20 protein-coding genes, 1 tRNA gene and 1 pseudogene are annotated in these 18,608 nt (G+C 59.7%); 11 read left to right on the top strand and 11 right to left on the bottom strand.

Annotation, left to right across the window (positions count from 1 at the left end; translation table 11 throughout):
• Window positions 1–39: 39 nt before the first annotated feature.
• The 6 genes and pseudogenes from ACSQ3F_RS13305 to ACSQ3F_RS13280 all read left to right on the top strand — a co-directional run bounded on the left by ACSQ3F_RS13305 (window position 40) and on the right by ACSQ3F_RS13280 (window position 7,739).
• On the top strand, window positions 40–2,187 hold the full coding sequence (locus tag ACSQ3F_RS13305; RefSeq protein ID WP_436102144.1) for a type I secretion system permease/ATPase: 2,148 nt from the start codon (window positions 40–42) through the stop codon (window positions 2,185–2,187).
• Window positions 2,188–2,199: 12 nt separating this feature from the next.
• Window positions 2,200–3,540, top strand: a complete 1,341-nt coding sequence (locus tag ACSQ3F_RS13300) for an HlyD family type I secretion periplasmic adaptor subunit (protein ID WP_436100644.1) — start codon at window positions 2,200–2,202, stop codon at window positions 3,538–3,540.
• Window positions 3,541–4,222: 682 nt separating this feature from the next.
• Entirely contained in the window at window positions 4,223–4,477 is a 255-nt protein-coding gene (locus ACSQ3F_RS13295; RefSeq protein WP_436100643.1) for a type II toxin-antitoxin system VapB family antitoxin, read from the top strand.
• Window positions 4,477–4,863: a type II toxin-antitoxin system VapC family toxin gene (locus ACSQ3F_RS13290; protein ID WP_436100642.1), complete on the top strand. Its 387-nt coding sequence runs from the start codon at window positions 4,477–4,479 to the stop codon at window positions 4,861–4,863. Before ACSQ3F_RS13295 ends, ACSQ3F_RS13290 begins: the two co-directional genes overlap by 1 nt.
• A gap of 283 nt (window positions 4,864–5,146) precedes the next feature.
• A pseudogene (locus tag ACSQ3F_RS13285) lies at window positions 5,147–5,991 on the top strand (IS5 family transposase).
• Window positions 5,992–6,206: 215 nt separating this feature from the next.
• Window positions 6,207–7,739 (top strand): S10 family peptidase, encoded by a 1,533-nt coding sequence (locus ACSQ3F_RS13280; RefSeq protein WP_436100641.1) that lies wholly within the window; start codon window positions 6,207–6,209, stop codon window positions 7,737–7,739.
• 49 nt (window positions 7,740–7,788) lie between these two features.
• Here ACSQ3F_RS13280 and ACSQ3F_RS13275 read toward each other — a convergent pair whose 3' ends face one another.
• Window positions 7,789–8,679 carry a LysR family transcriptional regulator gene (locus tag ACSQ3F_RS13275; RefSeq protein WP_436100640.1) on the bottom strand — a complete coding sequence of 297 codons (891 nt, stop codon included), beginning with the start codon at window positions 8,677–8,679 and terminating at the stop codon, window positions 7,789–7,791.
• A gap of 96 nt (window positions 8,680–8,775) precedes the next feature.
• On the opposite strand from ACSQ3F_RS13275, the gene ACSQ3F_RS13270 reads away from it, so the two are divergent.
• Window positions 8,776–9,183, top strand: a complete 408-nt coding sequence (locus tag ACSQ3F_RS13270) for a tautomerase family protein (protein WP_436100639.1) — start codon at window positions 8,776–8,778, stop codon at window positions 9,181–9,183.
• Between the two features lie 370 nt (window positions 9,184–9,553).
• On the opposite strand, the gene ACSQ3F_RS13265 is transcribed toward ACSQ3F_RS13270, so the two are convergent.
• Window positions 9,554–9,629, bottom strand: a tRNA-Ile gene (locus ACSQ3F_RS13265).
• Between the two features lie 161 nt (window positions 9,630–9,790).
• Here ACSQ3F_RS13265 and ACSQ3F_RS13260 point away from each other — a divergent pair.
• Window positions 9,791–10,534 (top strand): SIMPL domain-containing protein, encoded by a 744-nt coding sequence (locus tag ACSQ3F_RS13260; protein WP_436100638.1) that lies wholly within the window; start codon window positions 9,791–9,793, stop codon window positions 10,532–10,534.
• 429 nt (window positions 10,535–10,963) lie between these two features.
• Here ACSQ3F_RS13260 and ACSQ3F_RS13255 read toward each other — a convergent pair whose 3' ends face one another.
• The 5 genes from ACSQ3F_RS13255 to ACSQ3F_RS13235 form a co-directional block, all read right to left on the bottom strand.
• The gene (locus ACSQ3F_RS13255) at window positions 10,964–11,368 is read right to left on the bottom strand and encodes a hypothetical protein (protein WP_436100637.1); all 405 of its coding nucleotides are present in this window, start codon (window positions 11,366–11,368) and stop codon (window positions 10,964–10,966) included.
• Window positions 11,369–11,538: 170 nt separating this feature from the next.
• Window positions 11,539–11,943, bottom strand: a complete 405-nt coding sequence (locus ACSQ3F_RS13250; RefSeq protein WP_436100636.1) for a ketosteroid isomerase-related protein — start codon at window positions 11,941–11,943, stop codon at window positions 11,539–11,541.
• Window positions 11,944–12,097: 154 nt separating this feature from the next.
• Window positions 12,098–12,520, bottom strand: a complete 423-nt coding sequence (locus tag ACSQ3F_RS13245; protein ID WP_436100635.1) for a secondary thiamine-phosphate synthase enzyme YjbQ — start codon at window positions 12,518–12,520, stop codon at window positions 12,098–12,100.
• Window positions 12,521–12,594: 74 nt separating this feature from the next.
• Entirely contained in the window at window positions 12,595–12,948 is a 354-nt protein-coding gene (locus ACSQ3F_RS13240; RefSeq protein WP_436100634.1) for a DUF1428 domain-containing protein, read from the bottom strand.
• Between the two features lie 56 nt (window positions 12,949–13,004).
• Entirely contained in the window at window positions 13,005–13,436 is a 432-nt protein-coding gene (locus tag ACSQ3F_RS13235) for a hypothetical protein (RefSeq protein WP_436100633.1), read from the bottom strand.
• Between the two features lie 1,177 nt (window positions 13,437–14,613).
• Between ACSQ3F_RS13235 and ACSQ3F_RS13230 the strand changes: the two genes are divergently transcribed.
• The gene (locus tag ACSQ3F_RS13230) at window positions 14,614–14,976 is read left to right on the top strand and encodes a hypothetical protein (protein WP_436100632.1); all 363 of its coding nucleotides are present in this window, start codon (window positions 14,614–14,616) and stop codon (window positions 14,974–14,976) included.
• A gap of 135 nt (window positions 14,977–15,111) precedes the next feature.
• Here ACSQ3F_RS13230 and ACSQ3F_RS13225 read toward each other — a convergent pair whose 3' ends face one another.
• Window positions 15,112–15,792, bottom strand: coding sequence for a redoxin family protein (locus tag ACSQ3F_RS13225; RefSeq protein ID WP_436102143.1), 681 nt, complete (start codon window positions 15,790–15,792; stop codon window positions 15,112–15,114).
• Here ACSQ3F_RS13225 and ACSQ3F_RS13220 point away from each other — a divergent pair.
• Complete coding sequence (locus tag ACSQ3F_RS13220) at window positions 15,791–15,949, top strand: hypothetical protein (protein WP_436102213.1); 159 nt, start codon at window positions 15,791–15,793, stop codon at window positions 15,947–15,949. The genes ACSQ3F_RS13225 and ACSQ3F_RS13220 overlap by 2 nt on opposite strands.
• A 155-nt stretch (window positions 15,950–16,104) precedes the next feature.
• Here the strand turns inward: ACSQ3F_RS13220 and ACSQ3F_RS13215 are convergent, their stop codons facing one another.
• Together ACSQ3F_RS13215 and ACSQ3F_RS13210 are read right to left on the bottom strand one after the other, a co-directional pair.
• Window positions 16,105–16,920 (bottom strand): siderophore-interacting protein, encoded by an 816-nt coding sequence (locus tag ACSQ3F_RS13215; RefSeq protein ID WP_436100631.1) that lies wholly within the window; start codon window positions 16,918–16,920, stop codon window positions 16,105–16,107.
• A gap of 26 nt (window positions 16,921–16,946) precedes the next feature.
• On the bottom strand, window positions 16,947–17,585 hold the full coding sequence (locus ACSQ3F_RS13210; RefSeq protein ID WP_436100630.1) for a PadR family transcriptional regulator: 639 nt from the start codon (window positions 17,583–17,585) through the stop codon (window positions 16,947–16,949).
• A 195-nt stretch (window positions 17,586–17,780) separates the two neighbouring features.
• Here ACSQ3F_RS13210 and ACSQ3F_RS13205 point away from each other — a divergent pair, with 195 nt between their 5' ends.
• A complete protein-coding gene (locus tag ACSQ3F_RS13205; protein WP_436100629.1) occupies window positions 17,781–18,236 on the top strand; it encodes a VOC family protein in 456 nt (151 codons plus the stop codon).
• 6 nt (window positions 18,237–18,242) lie between these two features.
• On the opposite strand, the gene ACSQ3F_RS13200 is transcribed toward ACSQ3F_RS13205, so the two are convergent.
• Complete coding sequence (locus tag ACSQ3F_RS13200; protein WP_349435049.1) at window positions 18,243–18,566, bottom strand: ArsR/SmtB family transcription factor; 324 nt, start codon at window positions 18,564–18,566, stop codon at window positions 18,243–18,245.
• Between the last annotated feature and the right edge of the window lie 42 nt (window positions 18,567–18,608).

The raw sequence follows: 18,608 nt of genomic DNA, 5'->3' as shown, positions 1-18,608 counted from the left end.
TTTGATATCCGCGATCGCCTGCCTGTCCCGACCGGACCGATGGAGGCCCAGACAGAGAACACAAACCCGCCGCGGAACGCCTGTGACGATATGGAGGACGTATATGCGAAATTCGAGCGGGCTGTGGAGGAATGCCTGAGCGCCAGCTCGGGCAGCCCCTCGCCACAAGCGGGCATATCCCGCCAGCAATCCACGATGGCGAGTGAGCCGATGGAGCCGCCACATAGGATCCGCAACACCTTTGCCCCACCTCAGGGCGAAGACCGCGCCCCCTTTGAGCCGGTTGGCAAGACCCAGCCAGGGCCGTCCGCACGCGAGGTGCCGGAGGCCAAGGCAGTCGATGGCATGAAGATCGTAGAGGGCGACTGCGGTCCCGTGACGGTCGATCCTCCTTTGGCTGGCAAGCCGTTTTCCGGTGGAAGCGGCAAAGGATCGGGCAACGGGCGCGGCACGTTCCACAAGCGTCTGGGGCCGGTCGATTTCACTGCCAGTCTCAAGGCAGGCATCAATGCCGTGCGGCACAACCTGATGATCGTCATGTTGTTCACGATCGCGAGCAACGTGCTCGTCCTGGCGATCCCGATCTACCTGTTCCAGATTTCCGATCGCGTTCTGACAAGCCGGTCGATCGACACTCTGATCATGCTGACGGTCGTGATCGTCGGTGCGATCATTCTGCAATCTAGTTTCGACGCATTGCGGCGTTTCGTGCTGATGCGTACGGCCGTGGAGGTTGCCGCCCAACTTGGCGCACCGATCCTGAGCGCCGCAGCCCGCGCTTCGCTACAAGGCAATGGCCGGGAATACCAAACCCTCGGGGATCTTCAACAGGTTCGCTCCTTTCTAGTATCGAGAACGCTGCTGTCATTTCTTGATGCGCCGATCGCACCCGTTTTTCTCCTCGCTGTTTTCCTCATTCATCCGCATCTCGGCTTTATCGTCGTGACAACGGCAATCCTGCTTTTGATTCTCACCCAAATAAACCAGCGCCTGACGGCCACACCCTTCGCGGAGGCAAACACGGCCCAGGTGAAGGCCAATCTTCACCTGGATTCGATGACGCGTAACTCGCAGATCATCAATGCGCTGGCGATGATACCGGAAGCCGTGCAGATCTGGGGAAAGGACACCGCCACCTCCCTGAAAGCGCAAGTCGTTGCTCAGGACAGGAATATCGCGATATCAGCGATTTCAAGGGGTACGCGGCTTTTAACTCAGGTTACGATGCTCGGTTGGGGTGCCTATCTCGCGGTTGAGGGCGAATTGACCGGCGGCATGGTAATCGCCTCGTCGATAATCGCCGGTCGCGCACTCGCGCCGATTGAAGGCGCAATCGAGGGATGGAATCAATTCAGCCAGTCGCGCGCCGCCTATGGCCGGATAGCGGCCTTGCTGAAGGCTTCGCCTTTCAATTTCGAACGTCTCAATCTGCCCAAGCCCGAAGGACGCCTTGACGTCGAACGGCTGCTCTACGTGCCGCACGGAACGAAGCGTGTCGTGCTCAACGGAATCTCATTCGCCCTGCAGCCCGGGGATTCTCTTGCTGTCATCGGCAATTCCGGCGCCGGAAAGACCACGCTTGGCAAGATGCTGGTGGGGTCGATCCTGCCAACCTCTGGAAATGTCAGGCTGGATCTGATGGATCTCCGCAACTGGGACCAGCGCCAGTTCGGCGAGAATATCGGCTACCTGCCGCAGGACGTGCAACTCTTCCCCGGCACAATCAAGGCCAATATTGCCCGGATGAGGATGGACGCCGAAGATGAGCAGGTCTATCGGGCAGCCATGCTGGCTGACGTTCACGAGATGATCGCGACCCTGCCGCACGGGTATGAGACGGTGGTCGCCGCCGACGGTTCGCCCCTTTCCGGCGGCCAGAAGCAACGTATCGCCCTTGCCCGCGCTTTCTTCGGAGATCCCCATCTCGTGGTGCTGGATGAGCCCAACTCGAACCTCGACAACGCAGGCGATGCTGCACTCGTTCGGGCCCTCCAGCATGCGAAGGAGCAAAAGATCACCGTGATAACCATCACCCAGCGGCCCGCGCTTCTCAAGGGCGTCGACAAGATACTCCTGCTGGTGAACGGAACGGTGGCGCTGTTTGGCATGCGCACAGACGTTTTGAAAGCGTTGGAGAGCCGTGGAATAAATATCGAGTCCGGTGCTTTCGGTCATCAACTGCAGTAGGAGACGGCCCAAATGTCTGACATCGCCAAGGTCCACGATATAGAATGGTATGCTGACGTTCCAAGATCGATCTGGAAGCAGACGACGGTCGGGTTGGTCCTGTTGGGTGTGTCATTCGGTGGATTCGGCATCTGGGCGTCCACAGCCCCCCTCGCGGCAGCTGTCATCACTCAGGGCAGTTTCGTTGCCACAGGCCAAAACAAGATTTTGCAGCACCTGGAGGGAGGCATCATCAAGCAACTTCTCGTGAGCGAGGGGGATCAGGTGGTGGAAAATCAGCCACTTGTACGGCTCGATGAGACCGCAGCGAAGGCAAAAAAGCGGGAGCTGTTTCTGCGCCGCATAAGATTGGATGTTACAGCGGCGCGTTTGACGGCACAATTTGCGCGCGACGAGATTCTCGATATATCGAGCTTGCTGAACGAGCATCGTGCCGACCAAGATGTCTGGTCGATCCTCGTCAGCCAGCAACTCAACTTCAAAGCCCAGCAGCATAAGCTCTCCAGCGAACTCTCGCTGATTGAGCAAAACATCAAAGCTCTGCAATTTCGCGAGGTAGGTTACACACGGCAACGTGATGCGACCGTACGGCAGATGGAACTGCTCGAGGATGAGTATCAAAGCAAGACAGGCTTGCTAGCCAAAGGACTGGTGCGTGCCAATGAGGTGAAGGCCATACAAAGGGCGATTGCCGAGGCTGAGGGACAGATCGGACGACTTGAGGCAGAAATAGCCGAAACACAAGCACAGCTGGTGAAGGGACAACAAGAAGTCCTCCGCGCGGAAGGCGTCTACCGAGAAGACGCTCTCGACCAACTGCAATCCATACAAAGTGAACGCGATGCGGTTCGCGAACAATTGCGCGAAGCCGAAAACGTCCTCCAGCGCGCAACTATCAACGCGCCCGTTTCCGGTACTGTGGTCCGCACCTATTACCATACGACCGGCGGCGTAATCGAGAGCGGCAAGGCAATTCTCGAAATACTTCCTGCGGGCGTGCCTTTGATCATTGAAGCGCAGATACCCCGCAACGACATCGACAGCGTGAAGCTCGGACAGACCGCCACCATACGTTTGGTCGCATTAAACCAGCGAACAACACCGGTGCTGCAAGGAACCGTATTCTATATTTCGGCCGACGCCCTGCAAGACAACAAGACGAGCACGGCAGACCATGACGTCTATCTTGCTCGCATCAATATTTCCTCTGAAGAAATCGCAAGGGTCCGTGGTTTCTCCCCAACGCCTGGCATGCCAGTCGAAGTAATGATTCAGACAACGGAAAGAACTTTCTTCAGTTATATCGCAAAACCAATTACAGACAGTATGTCGAGGGCCTTCTCCGAACAATGACTCTTGTGCACTCAAATCTGCGAGAGAGGCGGTCGTAACGCGTGTTGCCGAATTACAGCGCCGCGCGTCTTTTCAGACGCGCAAAGGTCGCTGTAACGCTTTGATCTGCTGCATAATTTTGTCCTTAAATCGATGCCGATTTAAGGAATTATGCAGTAGTTTTCCGAGCACCAAGGCCGTCGCCGGGTGCGGTATCCCGTGCTGGGGTCAGAACAAGAGCTGTTCGAAATTCACACGCCGCCTTTATCAACCAAAGACAGCAAATCCCTTGTGTCCGCCGCTCTCTCGTCAGCATCCATCCGGACCGACTGTCAGGAAGCGGTTTCATCCGTGGTGAGTGGCCGCAGCGCTACCGGACACTGTCACAAATCATTCGCTGCGCCATTGTGTCTCTATGAATTTTCGGCGAGCGCTCCGGCAAGCAGCATCTTTGCTGCCCATCTGAGAACCTCCTCGGCCTCTTTGGGTTCCAGCTCACAGATATCGCGCATGACGAGGCAGTTTCACGGTGATCGAAGTGATCACTGCGCCGAATTGCGGGTCCACCGCCGCATACCCAGACGGACCAAGAGGCGTTTCTCATCATTCTGCTCAATGAGATGAGGCCACGCGGCATGCCGCCTGCTTGTCAGCGCACAGAAACTAGGTAGAATATGGCAAAATAGGTACTAAGGAACCGACCATGGCGCTCAGCATCAAAGATCCAGAAACCGAACGCCTCGCCAAGACGCTCGCGGAAAAGACCGGAGAAACCATCACCATGGCCACCCGCCGCGCACTCGAGGACCGGTTGCGGCGTCTCGGAAACATGGCGCGTCGTGATGCGCTCCTGGAAGACCTCGCCGCCAGCCGCAGGCGTTTTGCCGCCCTCCCCGTTCTCGACCATCGATCGGCCGACGAGATCCTGGGCTATGACGAGAATGGGCTTGCCAACTGATGGTCATCGACACCTCGGCCGTTGTCGCGATTGTCCTTAGCGAGCCGGAAGCGGAAGCTCTCGAGCAAAAGATCGTTGACGACCCACTGCGCCTGTTCTCCGCAGCAACCCTGCTGGAGCTCGCCATGGTCATCGAATCTCGTCTCGGTGAGGCAGGCGCCGCCGAATTGGATCTATGGCTGTACAAGGCCGGCGCGGAGATCGTTCCCGTTGACGTCGAACAGGTCGATGTCGCTCGACGGGCCTGGCGCAAATTCGGCAAGGGCCGCCACCCGGCCGGCCTGAACTATGGCGACTGCTTTTCTTATGCGCTGGCTGCAAGCCGTGGCGAGCCGCTGCTGTTTAAGGGGGACGATTTCTCTCGCACGGACATTGCGGTCGCATGACAAAGAACAGCCCTCCCCTGCCGCGTGCAAAATCTGCATTCCGGGGCTGGAGTCCCGGCCGACCGTCAGCAGAGCCCGAACGGTCTCTTCCCGCCCACTCGAACCGCGCACCGCGCGCCGCTTACAGCGCCGCGCGTCAAACATGACGCACAAAGGACGCTGTAACACTTTGATCTGCTGCATAATTCCTTAAATCGATTCCGATTTAAGTGTCGGTCCATAAAGAAGTTGAATGATATGAATCGTTTGTGATTCCATGCAGTTGAATTGATTCGATGAGGGCATGGACGCGATGTGGACGAAGGCTAACCGAGGGAAATACAATCGAGATTGTCTGCGCTATCCGAGCGATTTGACGGATGCGGAATGGGCGCTGGCTGAACCCTTGATTCCGCCTGCCAAGCACGGCGGTCGCAGGCGTGAGGTCGATGTCCGGGAGGTTCTCAACGGCCTGCTTTATGTTCTCAGCACGGGTTGCCAATGGCGGGCAGTGCCGAAGGACCTGCCGCCGAAGAGCACGCTGTTCAGCTATTTCGACCTGTGGAACTGGGACGGCACGCTCGGCCGCATTCATGAGGAACTCTACGTGAAATGCCGTGAGGCGATGGGCCGCGAGGCCAGTCCGACGGCGGCAATCATGGACAGCCAGAGCGTCAAAGGCGCTGAAAAAGGGGGCGCTGCATTGACCCGGGCGGGTATGATGCGGGGAAAAAGATCAAAGGCAAGAAACGCCATATCCTTGTCGATACGGTAGGCCTTCTGCTGCATGCGCTGGTTCATCCGGCCGACATCCAGGACCGCGACGGTGGCGTGCTGGTTCTGAAGACGCTGTTCGGGCGCTATCCGTTCTTGAAGAAACTGTTCGCCGATGGTGGCTATCAGGGGCCTGTCTTCGCCAAGGGACAAAAGAAGGCAATGCCAGGACTTGCGACCGCGATCGTCAAGCGCTCCGACACCGCCAAGGGTTTTGAGGTTCTGCCGAGGCGCTGGGTGGTCGAACGGACGTTCGCATGGCTGGGTCGATGCCGCAGGCTGGCCAAGGATTTCGAAAATCTGTCGCGCAACGCGCTCGCCTTCCTCAAGCTGGCGTCTATCCGCCTCATGCTGCGAAGGCTCTGTTCAAAATGAATAACTTTCCGGACCGACTCTAAGGAATTATGCAGTAGATCGAAATTGCCAGTTCAACCACACGCGACGCAAGACGCGCCCATGCCACCGACTGGAAGCACTTTACTGCCTGGTCCCGCAGGACGCCATTTTCTCTGCCCAGACGCGGCGGGCTTATTGCTGATCAACATGAGTTGAGTTCTCCGGACAGTACCGGCCGCATTACAGTCCTCTGCATGGCACGACCATGGAGGAGCTGGATCTTGCGTGTGTTTCACATTACCCAAATCGTCGCGCTGTTGTTCGCGCTTCTCGTCGCGGCAGCGTCGGCACAGGGGCCGGACGATCGTCCGTCGCCGGAGCAAATCGCACCGGGCGGAATTTTCAGCCTCATTCCGCCGGACTCTGTCACGCGGCATAGCCTGAAGCTCAGCACTGAAACGCTGCCCTATACTGCGACAGCAGGCACCCTCGACGTGTTAGGGCAGAACGGTGAACGCTCCGCCAAAATCTACTATACGGCCTACGTCGCGAAGGATCGCCCTATCGACCGCCCGCTCACCTTCGTGTTCAACGGCGGGCCAGGCGCTGCTTCGGCCTATCTTCATCTCGGTCTGGTCGGTCCACGCGCGCTTGAGTTCGGGGAAGGTCAGGACGATGGCACTCGGCCATCTCTCAACGACAATCCGGATAGCTGGCTGGCGTTCACCGATCTCGTCCTGATCGATCCCGTAGGGACCGGCTGGAGCCGTGCGGCCAGCAACGATATTGCCACAAGCTTCTACGGGGTTCGAAAGGACGCCGAGAGCCTCGCCAAGGTTATCGCCCTCTACGCGCAGAAGAACGGACGCGTGCCTTCTCCGAAATATCTCGTTGGCGAAAGTTACGGCGGATTTCGCGCCGTGAAGGTCGCTTCTGCCCTTAAAGAAATCCAGGGAATGCTTGTTTCAGGCATCGTCATGGTCTCACCGATGATCGAGGGCCGGTTTCTGTGGAGCGCTAGTGACGATCCACTCACCGCTGCCCTGCGCTTGCCATCGCTTGCCGCTGCAGAGCTTGAGAGGAAAAATAAGTTCGATCAGAACCTCGTGATGGAGGCCGAACGTTTTGCCATGACCGACTATCTCGCCTCGCTCGCAGGTCCGTCTCCCCAAGGAGCTCCAGCCGATGCGCTCTACTCTCGCGTCTCGGAACTCACGGGTATCCCGCAGGAGGCAATCCGGCAAACACGCGGCTTCATCGGCGACACCTACAAGAAGAAATCGGCGGGAGATCGCCGGGTTGTCAGCCCCTATGACGCGGCACATTCGGTGGTCGATGCCTATCCCGAAGCGGCCGCCGACCAGAACGAAGATCCGGTGCTCGATGGCTATACGCGGGCCTACGGAGCTGCCTTTGCCGCTTACGCCCGTGATGAACTCGCCTTCAAAACCGATATGACCTACACCCTGCTGAACGAGGATGTGAACCGCCGCTGGGAATGGAAAGGTGATCGGGGGGGCGACAGCCGCATTACCGCCACCGCAGTGTCCGATATCCGCGACCTCCTATCGGTGATTCCCCAGTTTCGGGTGATGGTGGCGCATGGATACAGCGACGTGCTGACACCCTACGGTTTCAGCAAGTACGTTCTCGACCATCTGCCGCCGGATCTTGGCGCGAACCGGGTGGAGCTTAAGCTCTATCGGGGCGGACATATGTTTTACACGGCGCCGGCATCACGGGCTGGATTCTCGCGGGATGCCCATGGTTTCTATCAAAAGCACTAGAACTGACAAGAATCCTGACGGGATTGCGATAACCTTGGATAGATACCACTCAAAGCGTTGGCGCTGGAAATGCCGCGATCGCCTCCCTTAACCATCCCACAAAATGCTCGGTCTTCCGTCGCCCGGGTCGCTCTACCTTCACAACATATCGATAATCGCTATCTAGGAACCCGTAGGGCGCGACCAACCGCCCGCATGCCACATCTCTCGCAACCAGATGCCATGGTGCTATCGCCGCACCGAGACCACTCAGCGCGGCCTCAATGGTGAGATGATAGTGGTCAAAAGTTCTGGTTGCACGGGCTGTATCCAGCCAATCCTCGCTCGTAAGGCGTGACCATTCCCGCCAGACGTGAGGGCGCGTTCGCGTTTCGAGTCGGGGCAACTTGACCACATCGGCTCGAACGCAATCGAGCTCTCCTTTCTCGACGGATGGCGCAACAATTATTCCCAACTGCTCCCGAAACAAAAGCGAACAATTATCCAGGATCGGGGCATCCGGCGGGACCACCAAAATCTGAATATCGATCTGCGTGCGCGGTGGCCGATCATCGGTCGCGATGCGCACATCATAGTGCGGATATTTCGCGGTGAAGTCGTGAAGACGCGGAATGAGCCACCGCATCGCGAATGTGCTCAGGCATGCCACGTCTAAGATGCTGTCGTCGCCCCTAGCTATAATCCGAAGCGCGTCCTCGATCTGGTCGAACGCGGCTGTCAGCGCAAAGCCGAACACGCGACCTTCCGCCGTCAGCGTTGGGCGATTTCGAGCGCCTTCGAAAAGCGGCGTACCAATGAACGCCTCAAGATGACTGACATGGCGACTGATTGCACCATGCGTCACGGCGAGTTCTTCGGCTGCTGCCGTAAGCTTGCCATGGCGAGCGGCAGCTTCAAAGGCACGCATCGCTGCGACAGGCAAGTTTTTGCGGTTTCTCATGTGATCATGAGTCACATTGAACGAGCTAGAATGTCAATATATACAGTGGATCCTCTGTGATAAATGGCATCATCATCCAACTTATGAGGTTGAACCATGCCATTTGTCAGAACCGCCCTGCCCTCCGGAACCGAACCTACCCGCAAGCACAATATCGTGCAGGGCATTCACGATGCCCTGGTCGAAGGCATCGGAATGCCAAAGGATGAATTGTTCAACCTCGTGACCGAATATCGGGACGGAGATTTCTTTTTCGACCGAAGCTTCAACGGCATTGCCCGTTCAGGCAATCTGATTGTGGTCGAGATCACCATGCGCAGAGGACGAAGCGACGCAATGAAGCGCGCACTCTATGCTGCCATTACAAGCAATTTAGAAGCGAATGCAGCAGTGTCGCCCAAAGACGTTTTTATTTTCATGCATGAGAACGACTATTCGGACTGGAGCGTTGGAAATGGCGTGTTCGCCATGGCCATCGCCCAGCAGCGCGGCACGGACGGTTAAGCTCTGCAAACGCCAATACCATAAAGAAGCAGCTTTGAGCTTCGCGAAATTCCTGACTTTTCGACGTCCATCGTGACCGACTGAAATCCTGCACCGATCTCTGTCGCAAATCTTGGACGCGAAACGCCGGTTGTCGCGAAGGACTTTTGCGACAGGCTCAAGCCCGCTACTTTATCGAAGGAACGCTGCGTCATCGATGTTCGGCAAACTCCCGCGCCTGATGATGTCGGTTTTGGCGTGTCGAAGCCGTCCAAGCCGCCGCTATCATGGCGAAACGATCATTCGGTGAACTTCGCGTATGCGGATGGCCCGAGGTGGCATTCCGGATCGAGCCACGGCGGGCCGTGAAATATCATGCGCGAGATAGGAGTGGTGGGCCCGGAGGGACTCGAACCCCCAACCAAGCGGTTATGAGCCGCCGGCTCTAACCATTGAGCTACAGGCCCTGCCCCGGTTGCATCCGGTATCCCGCGGACCAATGGCAGACCGCGGATGGGACTGGCTCTAGCGGAAAACGGATTTTCCCACAAGACGTCGCCGCAATCCCTACACAATCAATCATCAAGAAGGGTGGCAGGGACGAGACACAACCGGAGAGAACCCTTCCATGACCTCAGCCTATTTCCCCCGCCGCCTCAAGACTGTCGTTCTGGCGGCCGCCTTTGCGGGTATCGCCGGCACGGCTGCCTTCGCCCAGGACAACACGCCGCGCGAAGCGGTGATCACCGTTTTCGGCGAAGGTCGCTCGGCGACCGCCCCCGACATGGCGATCCTGTCGTTCAGCGTCGTCAAGGATGCAAAAACCGCCCGCGAGGCGCTCGACGCCAACAACAAGGCGATGGCGGACGTGCTGAACGCGCTGAAGAGCGGCGGCATCGCCGAGCGCGACCTGCAGACCTCGGGCTTTGCGGTCAATCCGCAATACCAGTATCCGGACAACAATGACGGCGGCAACCGGCCGCCGGTTCTCACCGGCTACCAGGTCGCCAATTCGCTGACCATCAAGGTGCGCGATCTTGCCAAGCTCGGCGAGATCATCGACCAGTCGGTGACACTCGGCGTCAACCAGGGCGGCTCGATCCAGTTCACCAACGACAAGCCGGAAGCGACGATCACCGAGGCCCGCAAGCAGGCGGTGGCCGATGCCGTATCGAAGGCAAAGGTGCTTTCTGAGGCCGCCGGCGTTTCGCTCGGCCGCATCGTCGAGATTTCAGAGAACTCATCCCGGCCCGAACCGATGCCGATGATGCGCACCATGGCAAAAGAATATGCCGCGGATGCCGTGCCGATCGCGACGGGCGAAAACAGCTACAACGTCACCGTCAACGTCACCTTCGCGATCAAGCAATAATATCAGATCGCGAACGGCCGTGGAAAAACTGACCCCGCTTCGGCCCCGCTTCGGCGGGGTTTTGTTTTTGGTGCAGGGTGTTTGGGGCTTAAGCATGCGAAAGGCGGATCCGTCCTTTCTCCCCTCATGCCCGCCCTTGTGGTCCCTTGTGGCGGGTATCCAGTGCGCCCAGGTCCTTGGGCGCGGAAGGCTCCTTGACGCGATGTCCATCGCGTGGCTGGACTGCCGGCACAGGGCCGGTCGTGAGGGAAATGAAGTGCGCCTCCGAAGAAAATTTCCTCCAGTGCCCGGCACGAAACAAAGACGCCCCCGCGGTGAACCGCGAGGGGCGAGACTTTCCGGCGGCCGGGGGAGACAAGGCGGAAAGAATTTTGGCGTTGCGATCCCGGCCTGCTTTGCCGGGTCGCAAGGTCGGGCGGCTATTTTCCGTTAGCGGCCGATCATCGGGCAACCGCGCACATTGGCGAACACCACCCGGCGGTAGTCGCCATGGCGACGGCCTTCGACGACGACCCGGCGCCACGAGACGTCAGCGACATAGGCGCGGCGCAGGCCGAAATAGCGCGCCTTGTCGACAGCGAGCCAAGGGGCGCAGCGGCCGCGGCGCTCGTGACCCCAACCATGGCCCCGGCCCGGGCGGTGCCGGCGATCACCCTCCCAGTCGCGCTCGTCGCCATAACGGTCGCGGTCGCGGTCGCGGTAGTGAACATCGACGACGCCGCCGGAATGGATACCGAAAGTCAGCGTGTCGGCGCTGGCCGGCGCAACCGTTGCGCCGAAACCGGTCAGACCGATGAAGCCGGCGAGCGCCAGTTTTGCAAAAATCTGTCTCATGAGTGTTTCTCCGTATTGGGTGCAAACTGCAGACATCCGCCCGTAGTTTTCGTTTCTGGGCATTGAGGGAAAGGTAAGCCGGCGCGGCTGAACGGAACCAGAATCCGCCGTTCATCGGCGGTTCAGGCGGCCGGTTTGAGGGAAGAATCGCGGGAAGAGGAGCGTGGAGGTTAGCGAGAGAGCGCTTTTTCGAAGACCCGGATGTTACGGTAGTGGCTGAGCCGGGTGACGGCGCCGTTTTCGAATTCGAAGACGAAGACGCTTGGTATCGAATAGGACTGGCCGCTGGCCGCAGGGAAACCGGGCATGGTTTCGCGGTAGCGCCCACGGGCGGTTGCATCGATGGCGACGCGCTGGCCCATGCCGTCATGCATGATGACCATATCGCTGAAGGTTTCGTCGAAATGCCGGAAATAACTCATGACGCTCATGCGCAGCGGGCCGGCGCCGATGGTGCGCTGTCCCGTCATGGAATCGAGCGCCACGTCCTCATCGAGGAAAGTGGCGAGCGTTTCGAAATCCCGCTCGTTCAGGGCTTCCATGAAGCGACTGGCAATCGTCTGCGCGTCGGTCAATGAACTTCCCCCTTAACGTGGAACCGGCGCTGCCAAGCGCAACCGGCGGGAAATAACACCAAAGCCCTGATTTTGTTCCGGGAATGGAAAGTGAAACAGAAGCAGCGCCAAGACTGCACCGGTCGATGCCCGCTTGTCCAGCACAAAGCCAAGATCACCGCCCGAGATGCAGAACGATCTCGCGCCGATGCGGCCGGTCGCGGTGTTCGAACAAATAAAGCCCCTGCCAAGTGCCGAGCGTCAAGCGGCCGCCGCTGACGGGAATGCCGATCGACACCTGCGTCAGCGCCGCCTTGATATGGGCCGGCATGTCGTCCGGTCCTTCCGCCGTATGGATGATCCAGCGCATCGACGGATCGTCGGAGGGCGGAACCAGGCGCTTGAAGAACTGGTCGAGATCACGCCTGACGTCGGGGTCGGCATTCTCCTGGATGAGGAGCGAACAGGAGGTGTGGCGCACGAAGACGGTCAATAGCCCCTCCTCCGGACCCGCCTTGCGAACGAAGGCCTGCGCCTCGTTCGTGAATTCGTAGAGACCGGCTCCACGCGTGGACAGGCTGATGATCGTCTGCGGCATGGCGTCCTTTTCCGGGCCCTGCCCGCATTTCGTTCGTCAGGCAGGGTCACAGTTTTTCGTTCGTCAGGCAGCTGTCATAGCTCCAGGAAGCTCCTGAAGCCACCGTAGATCATGCGCTTGCCATCGAAGGGCATGGTCCATTTGTCGCGCGAAAGCCGCGGATCGGCCATGACCTTGGCGTTGATCTGATCGCGCGCCTCGCGCGAGGGATAGGTGATCCAGGAAAAGACCACCACCTCGTCGTCCTTCGCCTGGACGGCGCGCGGGAAGGAGGTGAGCTCGCCATAGGGCACATCGTCGCCGATGCACTCGACAAAGGACAGCGCGCCATGTTCCTTCCAGACGTCGCCGGCGGTGCGGGCCATATCCTTGTAGGCTTCGATATTGTCCTTCGGGACGGCGAGAACGAAACCATCGACATAGGGCATTTCTGTTTCCTCCACAGGGGACCATTCCAAGCGAAATGGCGCGGCAAGCCGGATCGTCAACCGAGGGGATAGAGAAAAGGCGGCAGTGTCTCCGGCTCGCACGCATCGGCATGGGGCCACTCCTCGCACAGCGGCAGAATCTCGGGCTCAGCCTCCGGCGGACGAATGGGGCGCTCGAAATACTCGTTGCGGCAAGCTTCCCAATAAGCGGTGAAGCCCTCCAGCCACTGATCGTCGGCACCGGCAATGCAAAGCGGCAGCCAGACGGTAAGATCGTCGCTATTGCTGAGAACCCGCGGGATTTTTCGCCGCATCAGCTTGCCGGCGCAGCGCCCCTTGCGGGCGCAGCGGCGCAAGCCGCAGAAGGGGGATATCTCCATCTTGTTCACGGCTATGCGCGACAGCACGACGAACTGCAGAAACGGCATCTGCTTGCCCCACAGGATTTTACGCTGAACCGGCTCTTCCTTTTTTGTCTGCTCTTCCATGCGGACACACCTTCTCGTTCACGCGGCGTTTTTCGCCCGCGGCTTGACATCTTCTTCAGTTTGCCGGCCAGAAGCACGGCGGGATCGGCCGGGGCACATCGGGTGCCTCAGGTAAAAGTAGTAAGGTGACACGCGATGTGCCCCGCTTCGGTGTCTTTTGCCGCGTTTCTCAGGTTCTTCTGCGCTTCTCCTTTTGAGGAGAAGCCTCCAATGCCCCAGCCCGGCCGCTTATCCGCCAGGCCTTTCAATAGGTGGGGCATGCCCTGGACCCCTCGACGGCAAAGCCGTCCAGCGGGGTGAACCGCCCGTGGTGGGGCATGCCCGGCACGCCCGGTTCATTTTCGAACCGGAGGAGAACCGCCTTTCACGCAGCCCCGGGGATTTCGCGCGCGTTTCGCCAAACCGTCCGGGCACCGATCCCGCCTCGCCGGCAACGCTTTCCGGTGTATCCGATGGCGGGACGAAAGGAGTATGGCACAGGCGCAGAAGGCGGGGATGAACGGGGATATTTTTTGGGGGTCAGAGAACGACTGAAATGGGGCGGTAAGCGGTCGCTCGCCAAGGTAGCTCGTCATGGCTCTCTTGCACCACATCCGGACCTCGTCAATTATGCCCACGAGGCGTCGGCCGCCCGTTCCACTTCCTCGCCGGGAGGATTTCAGATCGACGGTACTACCGCGCCGCGCGTCTTTTCAGACGAGCAAAGGTCGCTGTAACACTTTGAAATACTGCACAATTTTATCCTTATATCGATTCCGATTTAAGGAATTATGCAGTAGGAGAGGCATGGGCCATAGAATTTGTATTTTCTTACGGCTCGCGCAGGAATGGAGCTGGTGTATACTCGGTTAGCTTATCGGATCACCGCCCTTTCGGCGGGACGGCATGTATTGGCAGGCGTTGAACCAATGGCCGATGCTAAATCAAAGCTGCGACGGGACATCACACCGATGCCGGATGCCGATCCACTTCTGGGCCCGGCACGTTGAACCCAGGGAGACGCGCGGCAGAAGTAGGTTCGCGAGCCGGTGGTCTGCGGATTTTAAGGAGGGTCGAGCGAAGTTTCCGCTGCGGCGGCGCTCACCACATTTGACGCGCTGGCTCCTGCACCCACATATTGATGGTCAGCGCGAGGCGGAGGTGCCTCTTGGATCGATCGTTATTTCTGGCCAGACTCGTGGGGCCGACATTCGTCGCGGTCGCGCTCGGAATGCTGATCAATCTCGGCATGTATGAGAGCATGATCGCGGAGGCGCTGCACTTTGGCATCCTGTTCTATCTGTCCGGTTTACTGTCGCTGCTTGCCGGCCTCGCAATCGTCAACCTGCACAATAGATGGCAGATGGACTGGCGCGTGATCATCACAGTGCTGGGCTGGCTGATGACAATCGGTGGCATCATCCGCATCGTCTTGCCGCAGGTCGCAATTGCGACGGGTTCGACCATCTATAGCGGCAGCGCCTCTACCATCGTGCCGGCGCTGATAATCGGTACGCTGGGCGCTTTCCTGAGCTTCAAGGGTTACATGCGGCGTGCCTGACGGCACGTGCTTACGCAGGCTTCTCGGTCAGACGTACTCGACGAGCAGTCGCCGACGCGACCGAACACCGAGCACCAGAACAGCGGCCGCAAGCAGCTATGCCCGCCGCCGCGTAAGTGGTCGCGGTTTTCGCTATCAATATCCGACTTGGGAAGCTGCCGACATCAGTTCTTCGGGATTGAGCGCCCGGCAGACGTTTCGGCCTTCATCTTCAACTTCCGTAAAACTCCAGCGCACGACGCCTTCGCGATCGAGCAGGAAGTGGCCGACAAGCTGCATATGGCCGGCTATCCGCATCTGCTGGTCGGCTTCCGTGATTTCGTACCCGTCCTTTTCGCTGAGAAGGTCGCCTGCCGTGGGCGGGTCCATCGGTCCAGGCAACTCCTCCGGCCAATCGACCCGCATGGTCATGACCTCGTCCATCCCGACCTTGTATGGCCAGTCGGTGTCATTCTGCGTGAACTCGATGATGGGCAAGCCGAAGGCGCGGTGCGAAGCCCGCACCGGATCGGAGGCGGCAAGAAGATCGGGTATCGGATGGTAACGGAAATAGAGGCGCGCGCGCTCGACCGGGGTGTTGACCACCGCCAGAGATTCGACGCCTTTTTCGCGCAGGGCCGGGTTGAGTTGTGCCATCGCCGCGACATAACGCCGGCAGAACGGACAATGCAGGCCTCGAAACAAACCGATCAGCAACGGGCTGCGGCCGCGAAAATCATCAAGTGCGATCTTCCCCTCGCGTGAGATCGCATCCAGCACAATGTTCGGGACTCGGTCGCCCGGTTGTAAGGGATGGTCGACAGTAAGCGTGGACATGGGCAACCTCCTCGCCCCAGGGATCGTCGAGAAAAGGCAGAACGACAAGCGCTTCGAGGTCGAGCCCGTACTGGGCGCAAACGTCCTGCGCAAAGGCAACATAGCGCTCGGCCTCCGCCATGTCGCCGAGATCGAGATTGTGCGCCGCAAGGCCTGACCTCTCGCCTTGCCGACCTGAGAATGGCCTCACATTGGCTGACGAGCAAGCGGAAAACAGCGAATTATGATCCGCGCGATGGGACGACACGGCGGCGACGACGGCGCGGGAACGCTGGCGTTCCCGCGCCGTCGATCGCGGCGGTGCGGGCCTCCTCACCCCTCGTTGTGGTTTTCGTGAAACCCGGCGCTGCCGCGGCGCCAGTAGCCGGCGGCCTTGATCCAGGTGCGGTTGTGGCCGCGCTCTTCGACGAGATGTTTGCGCAGCAGCTTGACCGTGTCGTTTTCGCCGGCGATCCAGATGTAGCCGTCGCCTTGCGGCAAGGTCAGGCCGGTGACGGCGGCAAGCAGTGCGGAGGGGTCGCTTGCCTGGCTTAGCGGGCGATGGAGCCAATGGGTTTCAAGCGCGGTTTCGGTTTCGAAGGTCTGTTCCTCCTCGCTTCCGGCAACGGCGGCAATCACGATGGCGAGGACGCCGGGGCGCAGTTCCTCCAGCCGCCGGCCGATTGCCGGCAGCGCCGTCTCGTCGCCGATCAGGAGATACCAGTCGAAATCATCGGTGACGACGAAGGAGCCGCGCGGGCCGCCGATGCCGAGCCGGGAGCCGGGTCTTGCGGCGACGGCCCATTCGGTGGCGGGACCGGCCTCGTGGATGGCAAAGTCGAGCACCAGTTCACCGCTCACCGGATCATGACGCCGCGGGGTGAAATCGCGCATCGGCGAGGCGACGGCTCCCTCGGGAAGAGCGAGTGCGTCCGGGCCGATGGCCGGCCAGACGGGAAGCTGCTGTCCGGCCAAGGGCAGGCACAGCTTGACGTGATCGTCATAGCCGGCGCTGACGAAACCGGCGAGGTCATCGCCGGTGAGGGTGACGCGCGCCATGTTCGGGGTCAGCCGCTCTGCCGTTTTCACGGTCAGGAGGCGGCGGCGCAGTTCGTGGCGGACGCGCGCGACGGCGTGTCGTTCGGTCATGGGATATCCTTTTATCGGGTGCGGTGCTAACCGCGATTGATCTCTTCGACAGCCCGGCGAAGAATGTCCGCCAGCCGGGCTGCCTCCTGCGGCGAACAGCCCCGCTTGTGGAACAAGGCGGCCTTGATCGCCTGGCGGGCGATCTCCAGCGCATCGTAGCCATGGGCTTCCGGATCCTCGCCAAAGGCCGGCCCCCGTCCCTCGATGACATCGCGCACCGCATCCATCTTGGCGCCGATGCGGGTGAGATCCTCCAGGATGCGGTCTGCCCCTGCCCGGTCGGCCTCGAGCGCCGCGCGGCCGGCATCGGTGATGCTGAAGAGCTTCTTGTTGCCCTCGGCCTGCGCCATCGCATGGCCGATTTCATCGAGGTAGGTGAGCGCCGGATAGATCATTCCGGGGCTCGGGACATAGAAGCCGCCGGACAGTTCCTCGATCGTGCGGATCAGCTCGTATCCATGCGCCGGCTGGCGGGCGAGAAGGGCCAGGATCAGCAGTTGCAGATCGCCGGAGGAGAGCTTGCGCCCGGCGCGAAAGCCGCCCGGCGAGGCAAAGCCGCCTTCGAAGCGTCCATGGCCGTGGCGTCCGCGCTCGTGAGCCGAGCGCTCACGCTCCTGGCGATCATGCCCGTGACGCCCCCCGAAACCTTCGTGTCGACCGCGCATGGGATTTCCTTTCGTAAGACATAACGATAGATATATCTTACGATATAACTTTTGACACAGCAAGAGACGAACCCGCCGTTTTCGACTGGCATTTTCGAGTGAATGGGCGTTGACTGGACCTTGAGACCATACACCGGCGATTGCGCTGGTTCAGCCAAGGCGCGCCGGACATAGCTCAAAGGGAGGGAGAAGAGCATGCAAAAGATCACGCCGTTTCTCTGGTTCGACGACCGGCTCGACGAGGCGCTGGAGTTCTACACGTCGATTTTCAAAAATGCCAAGGTGACCTATCACCAGCGCGGGCCGGACGGCAAAACCTTCACCGCCGCCTTCGAACTGGAAGGCCAGGAATTCATGGGGCTGAACGGCGGGCCGCATTATCATTTCACGCCGGCCGTCTCCTTCTTCGTCAAATGCACCGACCAAACGGAGGTGGACTATTATTGGGAGCGGCTGCTCGAGGGCGGGCATGCGCAGCAATGCGGCTGGCTGACCGACCGTTTCGGCCTCAGCTGGCAGATCATTCCCGATGCGCTGATGCAGCTGATGAGCGATCCGGACCACGCCCGGGCCGGGCGGGTGCGCGACGCGATGATGCGGATGGTGAAGATCGACGTGGCCGGATTGGAGAAGGCGGCAGCGGGCCGGTAACCGGCCTCACCCCTCCAGATCGCCTTTGAGCCGCCCGAGCAGGTCCACCGCCTGGGCGGCATAGGGGCCGATCCAGCGGTCGTGGATCTGTTTGATCGGCAGCGGATTGAGATAGTTCCAGCGCTCGCGGCCCTCGCGGCGGACGATGACGAGGTCCGCCTCTTCCAGAACCTTCAGATGCTGCATCACCGTGCAGCGATCAAGGGCTGGAAACCGCGTGCACAATTCCCCCGTCGTCTGCGGATGATCCTTCAGCATATCGAGCATGCTGCGCCGGCTGGAGGCCGCCAAGGCCTTGAAGATTCTATCGTTTTTATCGTCGGTTGACATGTTATATTTTTATAACATAATGGGGCCGAGGACAAGCAGAAA

Origin of the sequence: Pararhizobium sp. LjRoot238, from assembly GCF_964252955.1 — a bacterium.
Lineage (GTDB): Bacteria > Pseudomonadota > Alphaproteobacteria > Rhizobiales > Rhizobiaceae > Pararhizobium.
This window is presented reverse-complemented; position numbering and strand designations above follow the sequence as displayed.

Excerpts from the sequence above, each read along its gene's own strand:
- ACSQ3F_RS13220 (WP_436102213.1), top strand. The coding sequence starts at position 15,791 with ATGGGCAACCTCCTCGCCCCAGGGATCGTCGAGAAAAGGCAGAACGAC.
- ACSQ3F_RS13280 (WP_436100641.1), top strand. The coding sequence starts at position 6,207 with ATGGCACGACCATGGAGGAGCTGGATCTTGCGTGTGTTTCACATTACC.
- ACSQ3F_RS13225 (WP_436102143.1), bottom strand. The coding sequence starts at position 15,792 with ATGTCCACGCTTACTGTCGACCATCCCTTACAACCGGGCGACCGAGTC.
- ACSQ3F_RS13305 (WP_436102144.1), top strand. The coding sequence starts at position 40 with ATGGAGGCCCAGACAGAGAACACAAACCCGCCGCGGAACGCCTGTGAC.
- ACSQ3F_RS13200 (WP_349435049.1), bottom strand. The coding sequence starts at position 18,566 with ATGTCAACCGACGATAAAAACGATAGAATCTTCAAGGCCTTGGCGGCC.
- ACSQ3F_RS13235 (WP_436100633.1), bottom strand. The coding sequence starts at position 13,436 with ATGGAAGAGCAGACAAAAAAGGAAGAGCCGGTTCAGCGTAAAATCCTG.
- ACSQ3F_RS13205 (WP_436100629.1), top strand. The coding sequence starts at position 17,781 with ATGCAAAAGATCACGCCGTTTCTCTGGTTCGACGACCGGCTCGACGAG.
- ACSQ3F_RS13240 (WP_436100634.1), bottom strand. The coding sequence starts at position 12,948 with ATGCCCTATGTCGATGGTTTCGTTCTCGCCGTCCCGAAGGACAATATC.
- ACSQ3F_RS13210 (WP_436100630.1), bottom strand. The coding sequence starts at position 17,585 with ATGCGCGGTCGACACGAAGGTTTCGGGGGGCGTCACGGGCATGATCGC.
- ACSQ3F_RS13270 (WP_436100639.1), top strand. The coding sequence starts at position 8,776 with ATGCCATTTGTCAGAACCGCCCTGCCCTCCGGAACCGAACCTACCCGC.
- ACSQ3F_RS13260 (WP_436100638.1), top strand. The coding sequence starts at position 9,791 with ATGACCTCAGCCTATTTCCCCCGCCGCCTCAAGACTGTCGTTCTGGCG.
- ACSQ3F_RS13245 (WP_436100635.1), bottom strand. The coding sequence starts at position 12,520 with ATGCCGCAGACGATCATCAGCCTGTCCACGCGTGGAGCCGGTCTCTAC.
- ACSQ3F_RS13255 (WP_436100637.1), bottom strand. The coding sequence starts at position 11,368 with ATGAGACAGATTTTTGCAAAACTGGCGCTCGCCGGCTTCATCGGTCTG.
- ACSQ3F_RS13215 (WP_436100631.1), bottom strand. The coding sequence starts at position 16,920 with ATGACCGAACGACACGCCGTCGCGCGCGTCCGCCACGAACTGCGCCGC.
- ACSQ3F_RS13275 (WP_436100640.1), bottom strand. The coding sequence starts at position 8,679 with ATGAGAAACCGCAAAAACTTGCCTGTCGCAGCGATGCGTGCCTTTGAA.
- ACSQ3F_RS13295 (WP_436100643.1), top strand. The coding sequence starts at position 4,223 with ATGGCGCTCAGCATCAAAGATCCAGAAACCGAACGCCTCGCCAAGACG.
- ACSQ3F_RS13300 (WP_436100644.1), top strand. The coding sequence starts at position 2,200 with ATGTCTGACATCGCCAAGGTCCACGATATAGAATGGTATGCTGACGTT.
- ACSQ3F_RS13290 (WP_436100642.1), top strand. The coding sequence starts at position 4,477 with ATGGTCATCGACACCTCGGCCGTTGTCGCGATTGTCCTTAGCGAGCCG.